Origin of the sequence: Pseudomonas sp. IAC-BECa141, assembly GCF_020544405.1 — a bacterium.
Taxonomy (GTDB): Bacteria; Pseudomonadota; Gammaproteobacteria; order Pseudomonadales; family Pseudomonadaceae; genus Aquipseudomonas.
Genome location: NZ_CP065410.1, coordinates 4,917,866 through 4,939,347 on the forward strand (window position 1 = coordinate 4,917,866; position 21,482 = coordinate 4,939,347).

The window sequence follows — 21,482 nt, forward strand, 5'->3', positions numbered from 1 at the left end:
ACCTCGACGTTGCGCCTTACAGGGCAGCAGCGTTCTCGGTCAGGTAAGCCGCAACGCCTTCTGGCGAAGCGTTCATGCCTTTGTCGCCTTTTTTCCAGTTGGCAGGGCAGACTTCGCCGTGCTCTTCGTGGAATTGCAGCGCGTCGACCAGACGGATCAGCTCTTCCATGTTACGGCCCAGCGGCAGGTCGTTGACGATCTGCGAGCGGACAACGCCCTTGTCGTCGATCAGGAACGCGCCACGGAAAGCCACGCCGCCTTCGGATTCAACGTCGTAGGCCTTGGCGATTTCGTGCTTCATGTCGGCAGCCATGGTGTATTTCACCTGACCGATGCCGCCATTGTTGACCGGGGTGTTGCGCCAGGCGTTGTGGGTGAAGTGCGAGTCGATCGACACAGCGACCACTTCTACGTTGCGCGCCTTGAAGTCAGCCATGCGGTTGTCCAGAGCGATCAGCTCGGACGGGCAGACGAAGGTGAAGTCCAGCGGGTAGAAGAACACCAGGCCGTATTTGCCTTTGATGGCCGAGGACAGGGTGAAGCTGTCAACGATCTCGCCATTGCCGAGTACGGCCGGGACGGTGAAGTCAGGGGCTTGTTTGCCTACGAGTACGCTCATTGATATCTCCTGGTGTAGAAACTTGAAGTTCAGGGTCCGCGCCAGCCTGCCACCCTCAGGCGACAGCCCTGTGACACGAACCCTCTTCGCAAGGGCCGACCATCATACACTGCGTTTTTCGACTGTCCTTAAAGGTTTTTCGCGAAATCCGGGCTGGCACTCAGCCATGCACCACCGTTCGTCAGTCACAGGCATTGGCGATCAAAACTACCGGGAAAGCACTTTGACAATCATTCTCGTTAACATTAAGATCCATCGCAATTGAGTCACAACCAGCGACGGTTCTCACTTATGTATGTTTGCCTCTGCACTGGCGTCACCGACGGACAGATCCGCGAAGCGATCTATGAAGGTTGCTGCAGCTACAAAGAAGTTCGTCAGGCCACCGGCGTAGCCAGCCAATGCGGCAAATGTGCGTGCCTGGCGAAGGAAGTGGTTCGCGAAACCCTGACCAAGCTGCAAACCGCCCAGGCCGCGATCCCCTACCCGGCAGAATTTACCGCCGCGTAATTATCCCGAATTCGAAGAACCGGACTTAGGTCCGGTTTTTTTATGCCTGAAAATCAATTGCTTAGCGCCTAGACGCGGAACACAAACATTCTTATTCAGATTAATTTTCATTTATTATTCAATAACTTAGGTTTGACACTTATAAATACCAAGCTCAAACTCCGCCTTATATACCGCTACTTAGGGCAGGACTCCCATCATGAAAGGCGACGTAACAGTCATCCAGCATCTCAACAAGATCCTTGCCAATGAGCTGGTCGCGATCAATCAGTACTTCCTGCATGCGCGCATGTATGAAGATTGGGGCCTGAACAAGCTCGGCAAACACGAGTACCACGAATCCATCGACGAGATGAAGCACGCGGACAAGCTGATCAAGCGCATCCTGTTCCTCGAAGGCCTGCCGAACGTGCAGGATCTGGGCAAGTTGCACATCGGCGAGCACACCAAGGAAATGCTGGAGTGCGACCTGCGCATCGAGAAGACTGGCCATGCCGACCTGAAGGTCGCCATCGCCCACTGCGAATCCGTCGGTGACTTCGGCAGCCGTGAACTGCTCGAGGACATCCTGGAATCCGAAGAAGAACATATCGACTGGCTGGAAACCCAACTGGGCCTGATCGACAAGGTCGGTCTTGAGAACTATCTGCAATCGCAGATGGGTGAAGACGAGTAATCAGTCAGCGCTAAACTCGAGACACTAAAAAGCCCCGCTCTCTTTCCAGAGGCGGGGCTTTTTATCGCCCGGATTTCAGACTCGCTGAAATCCGGGCAGAAACCAATCAGGCTTCGGACTTGGCCGCAGCAGCCTTGGCGGATGCTTCCTTGATCAGGGTCTGCAGCTCACCGTTGGCGAACATTTCAGCCATGATGTCGCTGCCGCCGACCAGTTCACCGGCTACCCACAACTGCGGGAAAGTCGGCCAGTTGGCGTACTTCGGCAGGTTGGCACGGATTTCCGGGTTCTGCAGGATGTCGACGTAGGCGAACTTCTCGCCACAGCCCATCACAGCCTGCGCAGCTTTCGCGGAGAAGCCACACTGCGGGGCATTCGGCGAGCCTTTCATGTAAAGCAGAATGGTGTTGTTGGCAATCTGCTCTTTAATCGTTTCGATGATATCCATGGAGCACCTCGGCTGAACTTTCCGACTCATGGGTCGGCACGGTGGCGCATTGTAACGGAATCCCGAGCGCGCTGCTCGGTCTCCCCGACAGACATGCTCAAGCCGCTGCCACCGTCACCGGCACGCCATTGAGCGCTGCGTTGCCCGACAGCTCGTCGAGCTGACACTCATCGGTCAGGTCATTGGCGCTGGAGCCCGGCTGACCGCTGGCAATCGCCATCTGTACACCCGGCCGGGCATGGCCCCATCCATGCGGCAGGCTGACCACGCCCTTCATCATGTCGGCACTGCCCAGCACTTCGACTTCGATCTGGCCGACCCGTGAACTCACGCGCACGAGCTGACCGTCACTTAGCCCGCGACTGGCGAGATCGTCCGGGTTCATCAGCAGCTGATGACGCGGCTTGCCCTTCACCAGTCGATGATAATTGTGCATCCACGAATTGTTGCTGCGCACATGACGGCGGCCGATCATCAACAGCTCATCGGCGGCGGGTGCCTGCAACGCGGCGAAGCGCGCCAAGTCGGCGAGGATTTCCGGCGGTGCCGCCTGAATCCGTTGATTGGCAGTCTTCAACCGCGCAGTCAGGTTGGGTTTGAGCGCTCCCAGGTCGACACCGTGCGGATGATCGAACAGCGTCGCAAGCGACAATTTTTGCTCGGATGCATCGCCATACAAGCCCATGCGTAACCCCATGTCGATCATCTTCGCCGGCGGCATCGTCGGTTTCAGCTCCTTGCCGGTCTTCGCGGCAAAGGCCTTGGCCAGGCCGACGAAGATCTCCCAGTCATGCAGCGCACCTTCGGGTTTGGCGAGGATCGCCCGGTTGAACCGGGTGACGTTGCGCACCGCGAACAGGTTGAAAGTGGTGTCGTAGTGATCGTTCTCCAGCGCCGAGGTGGACGGCAGGATCAGGTCGGCATAGCGCGTGGTTTCGTTGATGTACAGATCGACGCTGACCATGAACTCCAGACCGTCCAGCGCCTGCTCCAGTTGCCGGCCGTTGGGCGTCGACAGGACCGGATTGCCGGCCACGGTGATCAGCGCGCGGATCTGCCCCTCGCCTTCGGTGAGCATTTCTTCGGCCAGTGCCGAGACTGGCAGCTCGCCGCCATATTCAGGGCGCCCGGACACGCGGCTCTGCCATTTATTGAAGTGCCCGCCCGAGGTCGAGGCCACCAGATCCACCGCCGGCTCCGTGCACAGTGCACCGCCAACGCGGTCGAGATTGCCGGTGACCAGATTGATCAACTGCACGACCCAATGGCACAGCGTGCCGAAGGCCTGAGTGGAAACACCCATCCGGCCGTAGCAAACGGCGCTTGGCGCAGCGGCGAAGTCCCGGGCCAATTGGCGGATCTGTTCGGCAGGCACCGCGCACAACGGGCTCATGGCTTCGGCGGTGAAACCCGCCACCGCCGCGCGAAGCTCATCCAGACCGTCCACCGGCAAATGACTTTCAGACGTCAGGCCTTCACTGAACAGCGTATTGAGCACACCAAACAACAACGCCGCATCGCCCCCCGGACGCACGAACAAATGCTGATCGGCCATCGCCGCCGTCTCGCTGCGTCGTGGATCGACCACTACCACTTTGCCGCCCCTGGCCTGAATCGCCTTCAGACGCTTCTCGACATCCGGCACGGTCATGATGCTGCCGTTGGACGCCAACGGGTTGCCGCCCAGGATCAGCATGAAGTCCGTGTGATCGATATCCGGGATCGGCAGCAGCAGGCCGTGGCCGTACATCAAGTAGCTGGTCAGGTGATGGGGTAGTTGATCGACCGACGTCGCCGAATAGCGGTTGCGGGTTTTCAACAGGCCGAGGAAGTAATTGCTGTGGGTCATCAACCCGTAGTTATGCACGCTGGGGTTGCCCTGATACACGGCGACTGCGTTCTGCCCATGACGCTCCTGAATCGCCGAGAGTTTTTCGGCGACCAGCTCGAACGCTTCGTCCCAAGCGATGGGCAGCCATTCGCTGCCGACCCGGCGCATGGGCTGACGCAGGCGATCCGGATCATTCTGGATATCTTGCAGCGCGACGGCCTTGGGGCAGATGTGCCCGCGACTGAACGTGTCCTGAGCATCGCCCTTGATCGAGGTGATCTGCACCTGGCCGTCGGTTTCGGTGGTTTCAATGGTCAAGCCGCAGATGGCTTCGCACAGGTGGCAGGCACGGTGATGGAGAGTCTTGGTCATGGCCAGTCTCTGTCTTGTTCTGGGCAGGCAATCACGCCCGCGGGAACAAAACTATGGCCCGCGACCCGGTGGAGCGCCAGCGACGTTTGTCTTGTGAATCGGCGGCCATCAGGGCCGCCGATGGACACGTCAGTTCGCCGGAAGCTGAGGCGGCGCGGCCAGCTGGATTTCCTGGATGGTCTCGATCTGCTCGTGGGCGACGTGGACGCCGGTGAGCTCGCCGATCAGTCGCCAATGCTCGTCGAGCCCGGCGCTGATGGTCGCCATGCGGTCGATCATCTGTCGGCTGGCGGCCTTGACCACGTCGTCATCGCTGCGCAGCAGTTCGAAGGACATCGAGGTCATCGACGCGGTGAGGTGGGTCAATGAGCGTGCCGTGTGGCCCAGCAGTTCCATTAACAGTTTTTCTTTCGATTCCATGCGGAGGCTTCCTGCGTCGCTCGTGATTTATTTATAACCCAGCACTTTGCTTTAGCAAATGTTTCAACCTGCGCATCCGACCAAGCGAACCGCTGGCTCGCCGGTCGCAAACCGACCAGAGCTGTGCCATCCCCGCCGCGCCTGATTGCCAAGCCCGGTGGGGCCAGTGTACAAATGCCTCGTTGCCCTCTCGAAAACTGACCGGAAATCACAGTGTTTGCACTGTTTGCACCCCGGCGCATTTCTGCAAAAACCGTAGCCTATTGGAAAAACGCGACATTTAGTGTCAATATCGCGCCTTCCCCTATTTCGTCGCCCCGTGCGGCTTACGCCGCAGGTCTCGCCCGTTGTTCCGATAAACAAGGCTTTGAGCATCTGCGGTTTGTAGCAAAAAGGTAGTCAATGATGAGCGCAAGGCACTTTCTCTCCCTGATGGATTGCACGCCCGAAGAGCTGGTCAGCGTGATCCGTCGAGGCGTTGAGCTCAAGGACCTGCGTAACCGCGGCGTACTTTTCGAGCCTCTGAAAAACCGCGTCCTGGGGATGATCTTCGAGAAATCCTCGACCCGCACCCGGATCTCTTTCGAGGCCGGCATGATCCAGCTCGGCGGCCAGGCGATCTTTCTGTCGCCGCGCGACACCCAGCTGGGCCGTGGCGAGCCGATCGGCGATTGCGCCATCGTCATGTCGAGCATGCTCGACGCGGTGATGATCCGGACCTTTGCCCACAGCACCCTGACCGAATTCGCTGCCAACTCCCGCGTGCCGGTGATCAACGGCCTGTCCGATGACCTGCACCCGTGCCAGTTGCTGGCCGACATGCAAACCTTTCTCGAGCACCGCGGCTCGATCCAGGGCAAGACCGTGGCCTGGATCGGCGACGGCAACAACATGTGCAACAGCTATATAGAAGCGGCCATCCAGTTCGACTTCCAGCTGCGCGTGGCCTGCCCGGAAGGCTACGAGCCGAATCCTGAATTCGTGGCCAAGGCCGGTGACCGCGTGACCATCGTCCGCGACCCGCAAGAGGCCGTGCGCGGCGCGCATCTGGTGAGTACCGACGTCTGGACCTCCATGGGTCAGGAAGATGAAACCGCCCAGCGCCTCAAACTGTTCGCGCCATACCAGGTCACCCGTGCCCTGCTCGACCTGGCGGCCGAGGACGTGTTATTCCTGCACTGCCTTCCCGCTCACCGCGGTGAAGAAATCAGTCTCGACCTGCTTGATGACCCGCGCTCCGTCGCCTGGGATCAGGCAGAAAACCGTCTCCACGCACAGAAGGCCCTGCTCGAGTTCCTCGTCGAACCGGCATATCACCACGCATGAGTCATGAATTACTGCTGAACCTGCGCAACCTCGCTTGCGGCTATCAAGATCAACGTGTGGTGCAGAACCTCAATCTGCACCTCAACGCCGGCGACATCGGCTGCCTGCTCGGCTCGTCCGGTTGCGGCAAGACCACCACCCTGCGCGCGATTGCCGGTTTCGAACCGGTGCACGAAGGGGAAATCTCTCTCGGCGGTGAAGTGATCTCCAGCGCCGGTTTCACCCTCGCCCCGGAAAAACGCCGGATCGGCATGGTGTTCCAGGACTACGCGCTGTTCCCGCACCTGAGTGTCGCGGACAACATCGCCTTCGGCATCCGCAAGCACCCGAACAAGGAGCGTGTCACCGAAGAGCTGCTGGAACTGGTCAATCTGAAGAACCTCGGCAAACGCTTCCCTCACGAGTTGTCCGGCGGCCAGCAACAACGTGTCGCCCTCGCCCGCGCTTTGGCGCCGGAGCCACAACTGCTGTTGCTCGACGAGCCATTCTCCAACCTCGATGGCGAGTTGCGTCGCAAGCTGAGCCATGAAGTGCGCGACATCCTCAAGGCCCGTGGCACCAGCGCGATTCTGGTGACGCACGACCAGGAAGAAGCCTTCGCCGTCAGCGATCACGTCGGCGTGTTCAAGGAAGGCCGGCTGGAGCAGTGGGACACGCCCTACAACCTCTATCACGAACCGGCGACGCCGTTTGTGGCCAGCTTCATCGGTCAGGGCTACTTCATTCGCGGCCAGCTCGGCAGCCCGGAATCGGTGCAGACCGAACTCGGCGAACTGCGCGGCAATCGCGCCTACACCTGGCCGGTCGGTGGGGCGGTGGATGTGCTGCTGCGTCCGGATGACATCGTTTACGCGCCGGACAGTGGCTTGAAAGCGCGGATCGTCGGCAAGACGTTCCTCGGCGCTTCGACGCTGTACCGCCTGCAACTGCCGACCGGCGCACAGCTGGAGTCGATCTTCCCGAGCCATGCCGACCATCAGGTTGGTGCGGATGTCGGGATTCGGGTGGCGGCGGAACATCTGGTGCTGTTCCAGGCGTCGGGCAGCACGGCCGCTCAAATTCCGGCGACAGAGAACGGCGTCCGCCGTTACAGCGCCGCACGCTGATCTGCACGCAAACAATGAGGGAGCCTGATGGCTCCCTGGTTTTTTGGCTTCAGCCCAGCATCAATGTGCCGCTGGCCACCAGCGTCGCATTCCCGCCGATCTTCACTCGCTCGCCTTCCAGCCGACAAAACAATTCGCCGCCCCGCGCCGAACGCTGGCACGCGGTCAGGCTGGATTTGCCCAGACGTTTCGACCAGTAGGGGATCAGACTGCAATGGGTCGAACCGGTCACCGGGTCTTCATTGATGCCGATGGCCGGGGCGAAATAGCGTGAGACGAAGTCATGCTGATTGCCCGGGGCGGTGACGATGGCGCCCAACCACGGCAATTTGGCGAGGGCGACCATGTCCGGCTGGCAATCAAGCACCGCCTGCTCGGACTCCAACACCACAAACAGCTCGTTGGAACTCAGAACATCCACTGCCTGGACATTCAGCGCCCGCTCGATCTCCACGGTGACGCCTTTCTCCACCGCTTCGATGGCCGGAAAATCCAGCCATAGCGTGCCGCCTTCGCGACTGACGCTCAATGGCCCGGACTTGCAGGTGAAGTCCAGACGCTCGGCCGTTTCCTTATAAATCTCGAACAGCACATAGGCGCTGGCCAGGGTCGCATGACCACACAACGGCACCTCGGTGGTCGGCGTGAACCAGCGGATATGCCACGCCTGTGCTTCGCGCACCAGAAACGCGGTCTCCGCCAGATTGTGCTCGGCGGCGATCTTTTGCATCAGTTCGTCCGCGAGCCACGCGTCGAGGCGATAGACCATTGCCGGATTGCCGCTGAACGGCCGGTCACTGAACGCATCGACCTGATGAAACTCGAGCTGCATAACCTTCTCCCTGTGTCAGTCGAACGAGCATGCAGCGCCGGCCGGATCAGCGCCAGTGACAGTGCCGGCCAATTTTCTTCATACAGACGTCAAGGGCGACCGATGTCGGCAAATTTCGCCTGGGTGTGTTCTGCCAAGACTGCCGGCGCCAGCTCTACTTCCAGCCCGCGCCGACCGGCGCTGACGTAGATGGTCGCAAAAGGCTGGGCCGAGTTATCGATGAAAGTACGCAGGCGTTTTTTCTGCCCCAGCGGACTGATGCCGCCCAACAAGTAACCGGTGGAACGTTGCGCGGCAGCCGGCTCGGCCATCTCGACTTTTTTCACTCCGGCGGCGTGGGCAAGCCCCTTGAGGTCGAGACTTCCGACGACCGGTACCACGGCCACCAGCAACTCACCCTTCTCACTGGCCGCCAGCAGCGTCTTGAACACCTGCGCCGGATCGAGCCCCAGCTTTTCCGCGGCCTCCAGGCCATACGACGCAGCCTTCGGGTCATGTTCGTAACTGTGCACGCGATGTTCGGCACGAACTTTTTTCAACAAGTCCAACGCAGGGGTCATGGCAGCTCCGGGCTCGGCAGTGGCAAAAAATCCTGCGGCGAATTTTAGGCCATCGTTGTGCAAAAGGCTCTACCACGCGCCACGTTTCCCGGAGTTTGCAGGCTGATAACAGCCGCGCAGACCGGGTGACCTGCAGGATCATTCACATGACTGATAGTTTATTTGTGACTGATGGTTCACTTTCGACCTTTGACAGGTTTGTTTCTTGTCTATATTTTTTCGAATCTGAATAATGCAAGAATTATCGTCACCGCAGCACCCAGCAGTAAACCGGGAACAGGATGGGGATCCTGCCTCGGCGAAAATCGCGCCTTGCCCTTTTGGCAACGCGCCAGACAACAACAAAAACCGAGGTTTTCAATGACAACTGCGTTACAGCAACCTTCGCTCTCGAGCCAGTGTCTGGCCGAGTTTCTGGGCACTGCACTCCTGATCTTTTTCGGTACGGGTTGTGTCGCCGCGCTCAAGGTCGCAGGCGCCAGCTTCGGTCTGTGGGAAATCAGCATCATCTGGGGCGTCGGCGTCAGCATGGCGATCTACCTCACCGCCGGCGTTTCCGGCGCGCACCTGAACCCTGCCGTCAGTATTGCCCTGAGCATTTTTGCCGACTTCGAAAAGCGCAAACTGCCGTTCTACATTCTGGCCCAGGTCGCCGGCGCCTTTTGCGGTGCGCTGCTGGTTTATACGCTGTACAGCAACCTGTTCTTCGATTTCGAACAAACTCACCATATGGTTCGCGGCACTGAAGCCAGCCTCGAACTGGCGTCGGTGTTCTCCACCTTCCCGAACCCGGCGCTGTCGACTGCCCAGGCGTTTCTGGTCGAGGTGATCATCACCGCGATCTTGATGGGCGTGATCATGTCCCTGACCGACGACAACAACGGCCTGCCGAAAGGCCCGCTGGCGCCGCTGCTGATCGGTCTGCTGATTGCCGTGATCGGCAGCTCGATGGGCCCGCTGACCGGTTTCGCGATGAATCCGGCTCGGGACTTCGGTCCTAAACTGATGACTTTCTTCGCCGGCTGGGGTGAAATTTCCTTCACTGGCGCACGTGAAATCCCGTACTTCCTGATTCCGATTTTTGCACCGATTGTCGGTGCCTGCCTCGGCGCTGCCGGGTATCGCGGGCTGATTGCCCGTCACCTGACCGGCGCCACACCTGCTACAAAGGATGCAGAACCGGCCATTGACGGCAAACCAAGAACTTCTTGAAACAGTCGGCGCGGGCTCCTGCCCTCATAGAGCCCGCGCCACGGCCCACTCTCCCTTATTTCGTCCAAGGCAATCGACATGACCGACATTCAGAACAAGAACTACATCATTGCCCTCGATCAGGGTACGACCAGCTCCCGCGCGATCATTTTCGACCGCGACGCGAACGTGGTCTGCACCGCACAACGCGAATTCGCCCAGCATTACCCGCAAGCCGGCTGGGTCGAACACGACCCGATGGAAATCTTCGCCACCCAGAGCGCGGTGATGGTCGAAGCCCTGGCCCAGGCCGGTCTGCACCATGACCAGGTCGCCGCCATCGGCATCACCAACCAGCGTGAAACCACCGTGGTCTGGGACAAGACCACCGGCCGCCCGGTGTACAACGCGATCGTCTGGCAATGCCGCCGTAGCACCGAGATCTGCCAGCAGCTCAAGCGCGACGGTCATGAAGATTACATCCGCGATACCACTGGCCTGGTCACCGACCCGTACTTCTCCGGCACCAAGCTGAAGTGGATCCTCGACAACGTCGAAGGCAGCCGCGAGCGCGCGCGCAACGGCGAATTGCTGTTCGGCACTGTCGACAGCTGGCTGATCTGGAAATTTACCGGCGGCAAGGTCCACGTCACCGACTACACCAACGCCTCGCGCACCATGCTCTTCAACATCCACACGCTGGAGTGGGACGCGAAGATGCTGGAAATCCTCGACATCCCGCGCGAGATGCTGCCGGAAGTCAAAGCGTCGTCGGAAATCTACGGCCGCACCAAAAGCGGTATCGCCATTGGCGGTATTGCCGGCGACCAGCAGGCTGCGCTGTTCGGCCAGATGTGCGTCGAGCCGGGCCAGGCGAAAAACACCTACGGCACCGGTTGCTTCCTGCTGATGAACACCGGCGACAAAGCCGTGAAATCCCGGCACGGCATGCTCACCACCATCGCTTGCGGCCCGCGCGGCGAAGTGGCTTACGCCCTGGAAGGCGCGGTGTTCAACGGCGGTTCGACCGTACAGTGGCTGCGCGATGAACTGAAAATCGTCAACGACGCCCTCGACACCGAATACTTCGCCAATAAAGTGAAGGACAGCAACGGCGTCTATCTGGTGCCGGCCTTCACCGGCCTCGGCGCTCCCTATTGGGACCCGTATGCCCGTGGCGCCCTGTTCGGCCTGACCCGTGGCGTACGTGTGGATCACATCATCCGCGCCGCACTGGAGTCGATCGCCTACCAGACCCGCGACGTTCTCGACGCCATGCAACAGGACTCCGGCGAACGCCTCAAGGCCCTGCGCGTGGATGGCGGTGCAGTGGCGAACAACTTCCTCATGCAGTTCCAGGCCGACATCCTCGGCACTCAGGTCGAGCGTCCGAAAATGCGCGAAACCACGGCGCTGGGCGCAGCTTATCTGGCCGGTCTGGCGTGCGGTTTCTGGGGCAGCCTGGAAGAACTGCGCGGCAAGGCAGTGATCGAGCGCGAGTTCGAACCAAGCCTGGACGAAGCGGCAAAAGAGAAGCTGTACAAAGGCTGGAAAAAAGCCGTCAGCCGTACCCGCGACTGGGAACGTGAGGACGCTGAATAAGCCAGTCTGAGGACTGGTAACGGCATGTAACTGGTCGGGAGCGGATTCCTGCGGCATCATGGGCAAATTTTGCACGGCAGCCCAAAGGAAGCCCCATGAATCTGCCTCCCCGTCAGCAGCAAATCCTCGAACTGGTCCGCGAACGCGGCTATGTGAGCATCGAGGAAATGGCCACGCTGTTCGTTGTTACCCCGCAAACCATCCGCCGCGATATCAATCAACTGGCGGAAGCCAATCTGCTGCGCCGCTACCATGGCGGCGCCGCCTATGATTCCAGCGTCGAAAACACCGCCTATGCGATGCGCGCCGATCAGATGCGCGATGAAAAGCAACGCATCGGTGAAGCCATCGCCGCGCAAATTCCCGATCACGCCTCGCTGTTCATCAACATCGGCACCACCACCGAATCCATCGCCCGCGCCCTGCTCAATCACAGTCATCTGAAAATCATCACCAACAACCTGCACGTCGCTTCGATGCTCAGCGCCAAGGATGATTTCGATGTGCTGCTGACTGGCGGCAATGTCCGTCGCGATGGCGGCGTGGTCGGTCAGGCGAGTGTGGATTTCATCAATCAGTTCAAGGTCGACTTTGCGCTGGTGGGCATCAGCGGTATCGATGAGGACGGCAGCCTGCTCGACTTCGATTACCAGGAAGTGCGGGTGTCCCAGGCGATCATCGCCAATGCCCGACAGGTGATCCTGGCGGCGGACTCCAGCAAGTTCGGCCGTAACGCGATGATCCGCCTCGGCCCGATCAGCCTGATCGATTGCCTGGTCACCGATCAGCAACCGGTGCCGGCCCTGGCGCAACTGCTGAGTCAGCACAAGATTCGTCTGGAAGTCGTTTAACCCCCCTTTGTTTCTCGTTCCCACGCTCTGCGTGGGAACGCAGCCCGGGACGCTCCGCGTCCCATTCAGAAGATGACGCAGAGCGTCAATGTATGCGTTCCCACGCGGACGGTTCGACGCCTCGACATGGGAACGATCACTCCTGCTCCGGCGCCTTACGCGCATCTAATGTTCGAAAATTTTCTTTTAACCGTCCTTCGATGAGTTTTTTCAATCGAAGTCGACTGGCTGCGCGCGTCTTTATGGGCTACCATTTTCGCAAATGAACATTTATGTTCGATTTCCAAGACAGAAAATCAAAAGAGCCCGAGGCCAGCCGATGTCCACCTCTACCTTGCGTACGCCCCCCATCTCCGAGATCTACGACCTCGCCGTCATCGGCGGCGGGATCAATGGCGTGGGGATCGCAGCGGATGCCGCCGGTCGCGGTCTTTCGGTGTTCCTTTGCGAAAAGGACGATCTGGCCAGCCACACCTCGTCGGCCAGCAGCAAGCTGATCCACGGTGGACTGCGCTATCTCGAACATTATGAATTCCGTCTGGTGCGCGAAGCCCTGGCCGAACGCGAAGTGCTGCTGGCCAAGGCCCCGCACATCGTCAAGCCAATGCGTTTCGTCCTGCCGCACCGCCCGCATCTGCGTCCGGCGTGGATGATCCGCGCAGGTCTGTTCCTGTATGACCACCTCGGCAAGCGCGAAAAACTCGCAGGCTCCAAAAGCCTGAAGTTCGGTGCCGACAGCGCGCTGAAAAGCGAAATCAGCAAAGGCTTCGAATACTCCGACTGCTGGGTCGACGACGCCCGCCTCGTGGTTCTGAACGCGATGGCCGCCCGTGAAAAAGGTGCGCACATTCACACCCAGACCCGTTGCGTCAGCGCTCGTCGCGCCAAGGGCCTGTGGCACCTGAACCTGGAACGCGCCGACGGCAGCCTGTTTTCGATCACTGCCAGAGCGCTGGTGAACGCCGCCGGCCCATGGGTCGCCAAGTTCATCCGTGACGACCTGAAGATGGAATCGCCGTACGGCATCCGTCTGATCCAGGGCAGCCACATCATCGTGCCGAAGCTGTACGAAGGCGATCACGCGCACATCCTGCAAAACGAAGATCAGCGCATCGTTTTCACCATTCCGTACCTGAACAACCTGACCCTGATCGGCACCACCGACCGCGAGTACACCGGGGATCCGGCCAAAGTGGCAATCACCGACGGCGAAACCGATTACCTGCTCAAAGTGGTCAACGCCCACTTCAAGAAGCAGATCAGCCGTGACGACATCCTGCACACCTACTCGGGCGTGCGTCCGTTGTGCAACGACGAATCTGACAACCCGTCCGCCGTGACCCGCGACTACACCCTCGCGCTGTCCGGCAGCACCGAAGAAGCGCCGCTGCTGTCGGTGTTTGGCGGCAAGCTGACCACCTATCGCAAACTCGCCGAGTCGGCGATGGCGCAGTTGATGCCGTACTTCACCCAGATGCGCCCGAGCTGGACGGCCACCGCCACCCTGCCGGGTGGTGAAGACATGACCACGCCACAGGCCCTGAGCGCGCTGATCCGCGACAGGTTCGACTGGGTTCCGACCGAAATCGCCCGCCGCTGGGCCACCACCTACGGCAGCCGTACCTGGCGCATGCTCGAAGGCGTGGACAGCCTGGCCGACATGGGCGAACACATCGGCGGCGGTCTCTACACCCGTGAAGTCGATTATCTGTGCGCCGAAGAGTGGGCCACCACCGCTCACGACATTCTGTGGCGCCGCAGCAAGCTGGGCCTGTTCACCACCCCGGCCGAACAGGAAAAACTGGCGGCCTACCTGAACCAGGTCGAGCAGAACCGCAACAAGATCGAAGCAGCCTGATCTTCAAGCCGCTCAAACGAAAGCCCCTGAATCGCGAGATTCAGGGGCTTTCGCGTTACTGCGCCAGATGCAGCAGGAGGAAATCGATGAACGCCCGGGATTTGTGCGGCAGATGCGCGGTGTTGGGGAAGACGACGTTGATCGACTGCGATGGCAACGCATAGGCCGGCAACAGGCGAATCAGTCGTCCGCTGGCGATATCATCCTCGACCACCCAGCCCGGCAGCACCGAGACACCGAGCGACGACAAGGTCATCGAACGAATCGCCGTCGAGGAATTGGATTCGAAATGGCTGATGCCATTGACCTCCACCGCCCGCCCCTGATCATCGCGCAAAACCCATTGCGTAGGCGCCTGCAGATTGCTGTTGGCAATCCATGGCACACCGTTCAGATCCTGCGGCAATGCCACCGGATGACGTTCGAGAAATGCCGGAGTCGCCACCAGCACGATCTGATAATCCGCCAGCTTGCGACTCTTGAAGGCCGAATCCGCCAGATTGCCAAGACGCACTACCAGATCCAGTTTTTCCGCCACCAGATCATTCAACGACGAGTTGAAGTTGTAGCTCAGGCGGATTTCCGGATAACGCTCGTTGAACAATGGAATCAACGGAAGAATGAACTTCTCGCCGTACTCGCTGGTTGAACTAATTCGTAACTTTCCGGAAACCCGGTTATTACCCTTGAGCACATTATCAAAGGCATTATCGATATCCGCGACAATGCCCTTGAACTCCTCATAGAAGTCCTGACCTATTTCAGTCAGCGATATGTTTCGGGTATTGCGGATCAGCAGTGTCGCCGAAAGAACTTCTTCCAGCGCCTTGACATGCAGGCTGGCCATGGCTTTGCTGATACTCAGATAGTTCGCGGCCTTGGTGTAAGAGCCAAAGTCGACCACGGCGAGAAATGTCTGAACCCGATTCAGATGAGCATGCATGGCGGTAGCGTTCACTGTTTAATTCCTTCAAACATTGTTTCAAGGATAGTCGTATCGACACTCCAAGTCCATCGCCCCTATGCTTTGCGACAAAGAGGAAACAACAATGAACTATCGCTACAAGATCGCGCTGATCTTTCTGATCGGCTTTTTTATTGACTGCATAAACATATTCATGTCTGCCGTGGCATTGCCAAGTATCTCGGCAACATTGCAAGTAAGCAGTTCTTCGGTGGCCTGGGTGGCCAATGCCTACATTCTCGGTCTGACGCTGATCATTCCTGTCAGCACCTGGCTGGCCGGGCGCTTCGGCAGCCGCGAGATTCTCACCGCCTCGATGCTGGTGTTTACCGGGGCCGTGTGGATGTGCGGCCTGGCCGACAGCTTCCATGAGCTGGTGATCTGGCGATTCGTCCAGGGCATCGGCGGCGGTTTGCTGATTCCGGTGGGCCAGGCGTTGACCTTCAACCTGTTCCAGGGTGAGCAACGGGCGAAAATCTCCACGCTGGTGATGGCCGTGGCCCTGATCGCCCCGGCGATTTCGCCGACCGTCGGTGGCATCATCGTCGACAACAGTTCGTGGCGCTGGGTGTTTTACAGCAACATTCCGTTTTCGCTGATTGCCGCAGGACTATCGTGGTTCTGGATCCGCGAAGCCCGCCCCACCAGCCTGCCACGCCCGGACATCCTCGGTCTGCTATTGGTCAGCGCCGCCCTGGGCAGCCTGCTGATGGGCATGTCGCTGTACGGCGGCGACTATCCTGCCATCGAAGCCATCGCCTGTGTCGCGGCAGGCCTGATGTTCGTGGCGCTGTACCTGCTGCACTACCGTCGCAAAGGCGACGCGATCATTGACCTGAGTCTGCTCAAGAGCAAAAAACTCAGCACCTCGATCTTCATCTATTACGCGATTCCCGGCGTGTTCACCGGGGTCAACCTGATGAGCATCTTCTTTCTACAGAACACCCTGCACTTCAGCGCACGCCTGACCGGCATGTTCATGATCCTCTACGCCATCGGCGCATTCATCGCGATGCTGATCTGCGGCCGGGTCTACAACAGAATCGGCGCCCGACGCCTGTTCACCCTCGGCATGCTGCTGCACAGCGCCGGCATCGCCACCCTGATGCTGGTGGATGCACCGACCGATATCGGGGTGATCGTGATCGCCTACAGCCTGATGGGCATCGGCGGCGGAATCGGCGCCAACACCGCGCAAACCACCTCGCTAATGGACTTCAAGGGCGGCGAGACCCACAAGGCCAGCGTGATCTGGAACATCAACCGACAGATGTCGTTCAGCGTCGGCGCGGCCCTGTTTCTGATGATCTACAACCTGCTGCTCAAACAATTCGACTCGACCCCGGCCTATCACGCCACGTTCGCGATTGCCGCGCTGGTCGGACTGTTCCCGCTGTTTCAAATGAGTCAACTGAACCCTCCAAAGGAATGCCATGAACAACAACCCGGTTGAACAAGCACGCCACAGCATCCACCACGTGCATGAGCTGATTCATCGTGTTTTCACCAATGCCGACGGTGCCGGCGAATCCGCCATCGCGCCGCTGATGGATGTCTTCAGCGAAGACTTCAGCATGGTCACCACCTCGGCCGCCGTCGTCGGCCGAGCGCAGGTCGAGCAACTGTTCAAAGGTGCGGTCGGTGCCCGACCCGGCCTTGAGATCGACATCAGCGACCTGCACACGATCTGGCACGAAGGCCCGACCGTCGCCCTGCGCTACAAGGAAACCCATCGCCAGAACCAGCGCGAGAGCTCGCGCATTTCCGTCGCGATCCTGCGCGTGCATCAGCACAGCACCCGCTGGCTGTACCTGCACGAAACGCCGCTGCCCCAGGAAAACCCGGCATGAATTACACCGTTACCCATTGCCGGATGCTGTCGGCATCGATCAAGGAAATCACCGTCAGCGGCGCACCCGCCGCCACGGAGTCGGCCCACGCCGGGGCGCACTTCAAATGGCTGATAGCGCCTTCGGGCGAATGGCGCCATTACTCAACCGTAGAGCTGGGCGACAGCGCCGAAGGCCAATTCACCTTCGCCATCCGTCTCAGTGACGAATCCGCCAGCAGCCACTACCTGCGCTCATTGGTGGCCGGTGATCGGGTGCAGCTCGAAGGCCCGTTCAACACCTTCAACTACCCGCTCGACACCCGGACCGGCCGCGACATCGCCATCGCAGGCGGCATCGGCATCACTCCGTTGACCGGCATCCTGCGCCATCTGACAGCGCTGAAGCGTTCGGCACACCTGCATTACTTTGCCCGCAGCGCTGACGATGCGGCTTATGCCGAAGAGCTGCGCGCACTGCTGCAGGAACGGATGAGCCTGCACCTGTCCGGTCAACGCCCGGCGATTCATCAGGTGCTCGCCGACCTTAGCCCCGCAGACCGGCTCTACGTCTGCGGCCCGGCAGCGATGCTCAACGACATCCTGAGCCATGCCGAATCCGCCGGACTGGCCCGTGATCGCATCCATCTGGAGGTGTTCAACGTTGCCAGGGACGAAGGTGCCCAGGGCTTCACGGTCGAGGCGGCGGATTCCGGCGTGAGCATCGAGGTCGGCCCCGACCAGAGCTTGCTCGAAGCCCTGGAAGCCGCCGGCCTCGACCCGATCTCCGACTGTCGTCGCGGCGAGTGCGGTGTCTGCGCGCTGGACGTGCTGGAAGGCGACGTCGAGCACCGGGATTTCATCATGAGCGAACAAGAAGCGGCCTGCAGCGCACGGATCTATCCCTGCGTTTCCCGGGCGAAAAGCCAGCGCCTGAAGCTGGCGATCTGAAGAGGACTCCCCCGTTGGACAACTATTTCAATGGCAGAGAAGTGCACAAATCTCTGTTCCTTGATCAACAACTGTTCGAACAGGAGCAGCAGCGTGTCTTTGCCGCCAGCTGGTGCTATCTGGGCCACGACAGCCTGATCCCCGAGACCGGCGACTATTTCACCGCGACCCTCGCCGGCCGACCGCTGGCAATGGTGCGTCAGAAGAACGGTGACATCGTGGTGCTGCACAACCGCTGCCCGCACAAAGGTGTGAAAGTGCTGGCCGAAGCGCGTGGCAATGTGGGTCGCTTCATGCGTTGCCCCTATCACGCCTGGACGTTCAAGACCGACGGCGAGCTGCTGAGCATCCCGGTGAAAAAGGAATACGACGACTGCGACCTGAGCAGTTGCTCGGCCCACAAGGGTATGCACCCCGTCGCGGCGGTGCACAACTATCGCGGCTTCGTGTTCGTGCGCCTGAGTGAAACCGGTATGGGTTTCGACGAGTTTTTCGGCGAGTCGCTGTCGACACTGGACAACATGGTCATGCGTTCTCCGCAAGGTCAGCTGCGTGTGGTCGGTCAACCGCTGCTGCACAGGCATCGCTGCAACTGGAAGATGGTGGTCGACAACCAGACCGACACCTGCCACCCGATGATTGCCCACGAATCCTCGGCGGGCGAAGCCATCCGCCTGTGGAAGGAAACCGACGACCAGAGCCGGCCTGCACCGATGGCCGTGGAGTTGTTCTCGCCGTTCATGGGCTCGTACGAATTCTTCGCCGGCATGGGCATCCGCGTCTGGCCTAACGGCCACGGACACACCGGGGTCAGCAACTCGATCCACAAGGCCTACACGAGCATTCCCGGTTATTGGGAACTGATGGTGGAAAGCTACGGCGAAGACCAGGCCCGGGCCATTCTCGACGACACCCGTCACAACACCGTGTATTTCCCCAACCTGATGGTCAAGGGCCCGATCCAGACCCTGCGAGTGATCCGCCCGGTGAGTGCACAGGAAACCATCGTCGAATCGTGGATCTTCGAACTGCAAGGCGCCCCGGTGCAGTTGCTGGAGCGGACCGTGCAGTACAACAACCTGATCAACTCGCCGTGCTCGATGGTCGCCCATGACGACGTGGAGATGTACGAGCGGGCCACGGAAGGTCTGCACAGCGACGCCAACGAATGGGTCAACGTCGCCCGCCTGTTCGAACCGGGCGAAACCCACGACCAGACGCGCGTGGTGTCCGGCACCAGTGAACTGGCGATGCGCAACTTCTACGACACCTGGCAAAACCTGATGCGGAACGACCATGCACCACGATCAAACTGAACGGGCCATCGAGCGTTTGCTCGAGACCGAAATGCACCTGCTCGACCAACAGGATTTTGAAGCCTGGCAACAATTGCTGAGCGACGACTACACCTACTGGATTCCGATGACCCGCGAACAGCGCAGCCCGCTGCACGAATCCTCGCTGGTGTATGAAGACCGCTTCCTGACCACCCTGCGCATCAACCGTCTGGCCAATGCCCGCAACTTTTCCCAGCAGCCGAAAAGCCGCTGCCTGCACATTGCCCAGCGACCACGGATCACGATTGAAGAGCCAACGTACAGCGCCGTCGCCAGCAGCAACCTGCTGTATTGCGAAGCCCGTGGCGACCGCGAATGGCATTACCCGGCCACCGTCGAACATCGTCTGATCAACCTCGACGGCGAGTGGAAAATCCAGGGCAAGAAAATTCTCTTGCTCAATCCCGACCGCGCGCTCGAAAGCCTGCAGCTCATCATCTGACCGACCGAGAATTACCCCTGTGAACTCCATGAACAATCCTGCCAGCCAGGCTACCGCGTGCCTGTCTTTCCCCTATGTCGACCTGCTTTACGATTACGGTCAGTTCCTGCGCAACGCCGACCAGGCCATCGGCTGCCTGCCGGCGCACACTGCGCAAAAACACATCGGCATCGTCGGCGCCGGTCTGACCGGACTGGTGGCGGCCTATGAACTGTTGCGTGCCGGTGCCCGTCGCGTGACGCTGTTCGAGGCTGAAGAAAGCCATATTGGCGGTCGCTTGCTGACCCAGTGCTTCGATGCAGAACAACCGCAGTTCATCGCGGAAATGGGCGCCATGCGCTTTCCGCCGAGCGAGGTCGGACTGTTCCACTACCTCGACAAATTCGGCATCCAGACCACCGAAGCCTTTCCCGATCCGGGGGTGGTCGATACCGAACTGCATTACCGTGGCGAGACCCACCACTGGCCGGCGATGCAGCCGCCGCCGGCGTTGTTCAGTACCGTGCACCAGGGCTGGAATGCCTTTCTGCGCGAAGGCGCCGAGCTGGACGACGGCACCCGCCTTGCCCCGCCGCTGCTGCTGACCGACTTGCTCAAGCAACACAACTTCAGTGAAGTTCAGCCGGAGTGGCAACGCTATCTGGATTGCTTCGGCGACAGCTCGTTCTACTCGGCCATGGTGCGCATCTTCACCAGCCAGAAACCGCCGGGCGGCAAGGTCTGGCGCAAACCGGAAGACTTCCACCTGTTCGGCTCGCTGGGCATCGGTTCCGGGGGTTTCCAGTCAGTCTATCGCGCCTCGTTCACCGAAATCCTGCGGCTGGTGGTCAATGCGCTGGAGGTCAATCAGCGACTGGTGCCGAACGGTATTTCTTCGCTGGCAGAACTGATCGCCGACACCCGCTTCAACGGCATGCAACTGCGCGACATGATTTGCCGCACGCGCATCGAATCGATCAACAAGGGCACCGACGGGCAAATCCTGCTGGCCGGCAGCAACGGCGAAACCTATGCCTGCGACCGGGTGATCACCACCACTACGACCCGCGCCTTGCAAGTCAATCTCAAGCTGACGCAGAACCAGGCATTCGTGAACCGTGACGTGGCCCGTGCGATCAACGAAACCCACATGGTCGGCTCGTCCAAGCTGTTCATCCTGACCAAAGACAAGTTCTGGCTCAAACACGGCCTGGCGCAGAACATCCAGACCGACACCCTGGTCAAGGGCGTGTACTGCCTGGATTACGCCCCGCAGGATCCAGACTCCTGGGGCGTGGTGCTGATCAGTTACACCTGGGAAGACGACTCGCACAAGATGGTCTCCATGACCGACAAAGTGCAGCGCTGCCTGCGGCTGGTGGATGAGCTGGCGATGAGCGCGCCGGAATTCGCCCGCCACCTGGTTCCGCTCGACGGCGATTATCAGCGCTACGTGCTCGAATACGACTGGCTGACCGACAAGCACGCCCTCGGCGCCTTCAAACTGAACTTCCCCGGCGATGACATCTATTCCGAGCGGCTGTTCTATCAGTTCCGCACCGCCCTCGACCCGCACCAGGACACCGGTCTTTATCTGGCGGGCTGCGGCGCATCGTTCACCGGCGGCTGGGCCGAAGGCTCGATCCAGACGGCCCTGAACGCAGCGTGTTCGGTCATCAGCAGCCTGGGTGGCGACCTGATCGACGGCAATCCGCTCGACGGTCTGGTCCCGCAATACCGCTACTGCTGATGGCGCCCTCCTCTTTTCGCCGAGACCTT

The 21,482-nt window shown here is 60.0% G+C and carries 21 protein-coding genes; 14 read left to right on the forward strand and 7 right to left on the reverse strand.

Features of this window, described 5'->3' with window-relative positions:
• Positions 1-16: 16 nt before the first annotated feature.
• On the reverse strand, positions 17-619 hold the full coding sequence (locus I5961_RS22480; RefSeq protein WP_085580234.1) for a peroxiredoxin: 603 nt from the start codon (positions 617-619) through the stop codon (positions 17-19).
• 291 nt (positions 620-910) lie between these two features.
• Here I5961_RS22480 and I5961_RS22485 point away from each other — a divergent pair, with 291 nt between their 5' ends.
• Both I5961_RS22485 and bfr read left to right on the forward strand, forming a co-directional pair.
• Positions 911-1,129, forward strand: coding sequence for a bacterioferritin-associated ferredoxin (locus I5961_RS22485; RefSeq protein ID WP_007953193.1), 219 nt, complete (start codon positions 911-913; stop codon positions 1,127-1,129).
• A 199-nt stretch (positions 1,130-1,328) separates the two neighbouring features.
• Positions 1,329-1,805, forward strand: coding sequence for a bacterioferritin (gene bfr, locus I5961_RS22490; RefSeq protein WP_085684506.1), 477 nt, complete (start codon positions 1,329-1,331; stop codon positions 1,803-1,805).
• Between the two features lie 106 nt (positions 1,806-1,911).
• Here the strand turns inward: bfr and grxD are convergent, their stop codons facing one another.
• From grxD to I5961_RS22505, 3 genes are all read right to left on the reverse strand, one after another.
• Positions 1,912-2,253 carry a Grx4 family monothiol glutaredoxin gene (gene grxD / locus I5961_RS22495; protein ID WP_085699680.1) on the reverse strand — a complete coding sequence of 114 codons (342 nt, stop codon included), beginning with the start codon at positions 2,251-2,253 and terminating at the stop codon, positions 1,912-1,914.
• 97 nt (positions 2,254-2,350) lie between these two features.
• Positions 2,351-4,456, reverse strand: a complete 2,106-nt coding sequence (locus tag I5961_RS22500) for a molybdopterin oxidoreductase family protein (RefSeq protein ID WP_085699682.1) — start codon at positions 4,454-4,456, stop codon at positions 2,351-2,353.
• 129 nt (positions 4,457-4,585) lie between these two features.
• Entirely contained in the window at positions 4,586-4,876 is a 291-nt protein-coding gene (locus I5961_RS22505) for a hypothetical protein (RefSeq protein WP_007953190.1), read from the reverse strand.
• 405 nt (positions 4,877-5,281) lie between these two features.
• Here I5961_RS22505 and argF point away from each other — a divergent pair, with 405 nt between their 5' ends.
• A complete protein-coding gene (argF, locus tag I5961_RS22510; protein ID WP_227233406.1) occupies positions 5,282-6,202 on the forward strand; it encodes an ornithine carbamoyltransferase in 921 nt (306 codons plus the stop codon).
• Positions 6,199-7,308 carry an ABC transporter ATP-binding protein gene (locus I5961_RS22515; protein ID WP_085699686.1) on the forward strand — a complete coding sequence of 370 codons (1,110 nt, stop codon included), beginning with the start codon at positions 6,199-6,201 and terminating at the stop codon, positions 7,306-7,308. Before argF ends, I5961_RS22515 begins: the two co-directional genes overlap by 4 nt.
• 49 nt (positions 7,309-7,357) lie before the next feature.
• Here I5961_RS22515 and I5961_RS22520 read toward each other — a convergent pair whose 3' ends face one another.
• Positions 7,358-8,140: a PhzF family phenazine biosynthesis protein gene (locus I5961_RS22520; RefSeq protein WP_085699688.1), complete on the reverse strand. Its 783-nt coding sequence runs from the start codon at positions 8,138-8,140 to the stop codon at positions 7,358-7,360.
• Between the two features lie 89 nt (positions 8,141-8,229).
• A complete protein-coding gene (gene ybaK / locus I5961_RS22525) occupies positions 8,230-8,700 on the reverse strand; it encodes a Cys-tRNA(Pro) deacylase (protein WP_227233407.1) in 471 nt (156 codons plus the stop codon).
• Positions 8,701-9,060: 360 nt separating this feature from the next.
• Here ybaK and I5961_RS22530 point away from each other — a divergent pair, with 360 nt between their 5' ends.
• The 4 genes from I5961_RS22530 to glpD all read left to right on the forward strand — a co-directional run bounded on the left by I5961_RS22530 (position 9,061) and on the right by glpD (position 14,202).
• On the forward strand, positions 9,061-9,912 hold the full coding sequence (locus I5961_RS22530) for an MIP/aquaporin family protein (RefSeq protein WP_007953183.1): 852 nt from the start codon (positions 9,061-9,063) through the stop codon (positions 9,910-9,912).
• A gap of 78 nt (positions 9,913-9,990) precedes the next feature.
• Positions 9,991-11,493 carry a glycerol kinase GlpK gene (gene glpK / locus I5961_RS22535; protein WP_085699692.1) on the forward strand — a complete coding sequence of 501 codons (1,503 nt, stop codon included), beginning with the start codon at positions 9,991-9,993 and terminating at the stop codon, positions 11,491-11,493.
• 95 nt (positions 11,494-11,588) lie between these two features.
• Complete coding sequence (locus I5961_RS22540; protein WP_007953179.1) at positions 11,589-12,344, forward strand: DeoR/GlpR family transcriptional regulator; 756 nt, start codon at positions 11,589-11,591, stop codon at positions 12,342-12,344.
• A gap of 319 nt (positions 12,345-12,663) precedes the next feature.
• Positions 12,664-14,202 (forward strand): glycerol-3-phosphate dehydrogenase, encoded by a 1,539-nt coding sequence (gene glpD, locus I5961_RS22545; RefSeq protein WP_085699694.1) that lies wholly within the window; start codon positions 12,664-12,666, stop codon positions 14,200-14,202.
• A 55-nt stretch (positions 14,203-14,257) separates the two neighbouring features.
• On the opposite strand, the gene I5961_RS22550 is transcribed toward glpD, so the two are convergent.
• Positions 14,258-15,145: a LysR family transcriptional regulator gene (locus I5961_RS22550; protein WP_085699898.1), complete on the reverse strand. Its 888-nt coding sequence runs from the start codon at positions 15,143-15,145 to the stop codon at positions 14,258-14,260.
• Positions 15,146-15,251: 106 nt separating this feature from the next.
• On the opposite strand from I5961_RS22550, the gene I5961_RS22555 reads away from it, so the two are divergent.
• The 6 genes from I5961_RS22555 to I5961_RS22580 are packed head-to-tail and all read left to right on the forward strand — an operon-like array spanning position 15,252 to position 21,453.
• Entirely contained in the window at positions 15,252-16,619 is a 1,368-nt protein-coding gene (locus I5961_RS22555) for an MFS transporter (protein ID WP_227233409.1), read from the forward strand.
• On the forward strand, positions 16,600-17,016 hold the full coding sequence (locus I5961_RS22560; protein WP_085701715.1) for a DUF4440 domain-containing protein: 417 nt from the start codon (positions 16,600-16,602) through the stop codon (positions 17,014-17,016). The genes I5961_RS22555 and I5961_RS22560 overlap by 20 nt, the downstream gene beginning before the upstream one ends.
• Positions 17,013-17,945 carry a PDR/VanB family oxidoreductase gene (locus I5961_RS22565; RefSeq protein ID WP_227233410.1) on the forward strand — a complete coding sequence of 311 codons (933 nt, stop codon included), beginning with the start codon at positions 17,013-17,015 and terminating at the stop codon, positions 17,943-17,945. Before I5961_RS22560 ends, I5961_RS22565 begins: the two co-directional genes overlap by 4 nt.
• Positions 17,946-17,986: 41 nt before the next feature.
• Positions 17,987-19,261, forward strand: coding sequence for an aromatic ring-hydroxylating dioxygenase subunit alpha (locus tag I5961_RS22570; protein ID WP_227233411.1), 1,275 nt, complete (start codon positions 17,987-17,989; stop codon positions 19,259-19,261).
• Positions 19,242-19,724 carry an aromatic-ring-hydroxylating dioxygenase subunit beta gene (locus I5961_RS22575; protein ID WP_085699704.1) on the forward strand — a complete coding sequence of 161 codons (483 nt, stop codon included), beginning with the start codon at positions 19,242-19,244 and terminating at the stop codon, positions 19,722-19,724. The genes I5961_RS22570 and I5961_RS22575 overlap by 20 nt, the downstream gene beginning before the upstream one ends.
• A gap of 28 nt (positions 19,725-19,752) precedes the next feature.
• The gene (locus tag I5961_RS22580; protein ID WP_227233413.1) at positions 19,753-21,453 is read left to right on the forward strand and encodes an NAD(P)/FAD-dependent oxidoreductase; all 1,701 of its coding nucleotides are present in this window, start codon (positions 19,753-19,755) and stop codon (positions 21,451-21,453) included.
• Positions 21,454-21,482: the final 29 nt, after the last annotated feature.

Bases quoted from the DNA above. Each gene is read 5' to 3' on its own strand.
- I5961_RS22565 (WP_227233410.1), top strand. From the start codon at position 17,013: ATGAATTACACCGTTACCCATTGCCGGATGCTGTCGGCATCGATCAAG.
- glpD (WP_085699694.1), top strand. From the start codon at position 12,664: ATGTCCACCTCTACCTTGCGTACGCCCCCCATCTCCGAGATCTACGAC.
- glpK (WP_085699692.1), top strand. From the start codon at position 9,991: ATGACCGACATTCAGAACAAGAACTACATCATTGCCCTCGATCAGGGT.
- I5961_RS22550 (WP_085699898.1), bottom strand. From the start codon at position 15,145: ATGCATGCTCATCTGAATCGGGTTCAGACATTTCTCGCCGTGGTCGAC.
- I5961_RS22485 (WP_007953193.1), top strand. From the start codon at position 911: ATGTATGTTTGCCTCTGCACTGGCGTCACCGACGGACAGATCCGCGAA.
- I5961_RS22555 (WP_227233409.1), top strand. From the start codon at position 15,252: ATGAACTATCGCTACAAGATCGCGCTGATCTTTCTGATCGGCTTTTTT.
- ybaK (WP_227233407.1), bottom strand. From the start codon at position 8,700: ATGACCCCTGCGTTGGACTTGTTGAAAAAAGTTCGTGCCGAACATCGC.
- I5961_RS22580 (WP_227233413.1), top strand. From the start codon at position 19,753: ATGAACAATCCTGCCAGCCAGGCTACCGCGTGCCTGTCTTTCCCCTAT.
- I5961_RS22540 (WP_007953179.1), top strand. From the start codon at position 11,589: ATGAATCTGCCTCCCCGTCAGCAGCAAATCCTCGAACTGGTCCGCGAA.
- I5961_RS22575 (WP_085699704.1), top strand. From the start codon at position 19,242: ATGCACCACGATCAAACTGAACGGGCCATCGAGCGTTTGCTCGAGACC.
- I5961_RS22560 (WP_085701715.1), top strand. From the start codon at position 16,600: ATGAACAACAACCCGGTTGAACAAGCACGCCACAGCATCCACCACGTG.
- I5961_RS22500 (WP_085699682.1), bottom strand. From the start codon at position 4,456: ATGACCAAGACTCTCCATCACCGTGCCTGCCACCTGTGCGAAGCCATC.
- I5961_RS22520 (WP_085699688.1), bottom strand. From the start codon at position 8,140: ATGCAGCTCGAGTTTCATCAGGTCGATGCGTTCAGTGACCGGCCGTTC.
- I5961_RS22515 (WP_085699686.1), top strand. From the start codon at position 6,199: ATGAGTCATGAATTACTGCTGAACCTGCGCAACCTCGCTTGCGGCTAT.
- argF (WP_227233406.1), top strand. From the start codon at position 5,282: ATGAGCGCAAGGCACTTTCTCTCCCTGATGGATTGCACGCCCGAAGAG.
- grxD (WP_085699680.1), bottom strand. From the start codon at position 2,253: ATGGATATCATCGAAACGATTAAAGAGCAGATTGCCAACAACACCATT.
- I5961_RS22505 (WP_007953190.1), bottom strand. From the start codon at position 4,876: ATGGAATCGAAAGAAAAACTGTTAATGGAACTGCTGGGCCACACGGCA.
- I5961_RS22530 (WP_007953183.1), top strand. From the start codon at position 9,061: ATGACAACTGCGTTACAGCAACCTTCGCTCTCGAGCCAGTGTCTGGCC.
- bfr (WP_085684506.1), top strand. From the start codon at position 1,329: ATGAAAGGCGACGTAACAGTCATCCAGCATCTCAACAAGATCCTTGCC.
- I5961_RS22480 (WP_085580234.1), bottom strand. From the start codon at position 619: ATGAGCGTACTCGTAGGCAAACAAGCCCCTGACTTCACCGTCCCGGCC.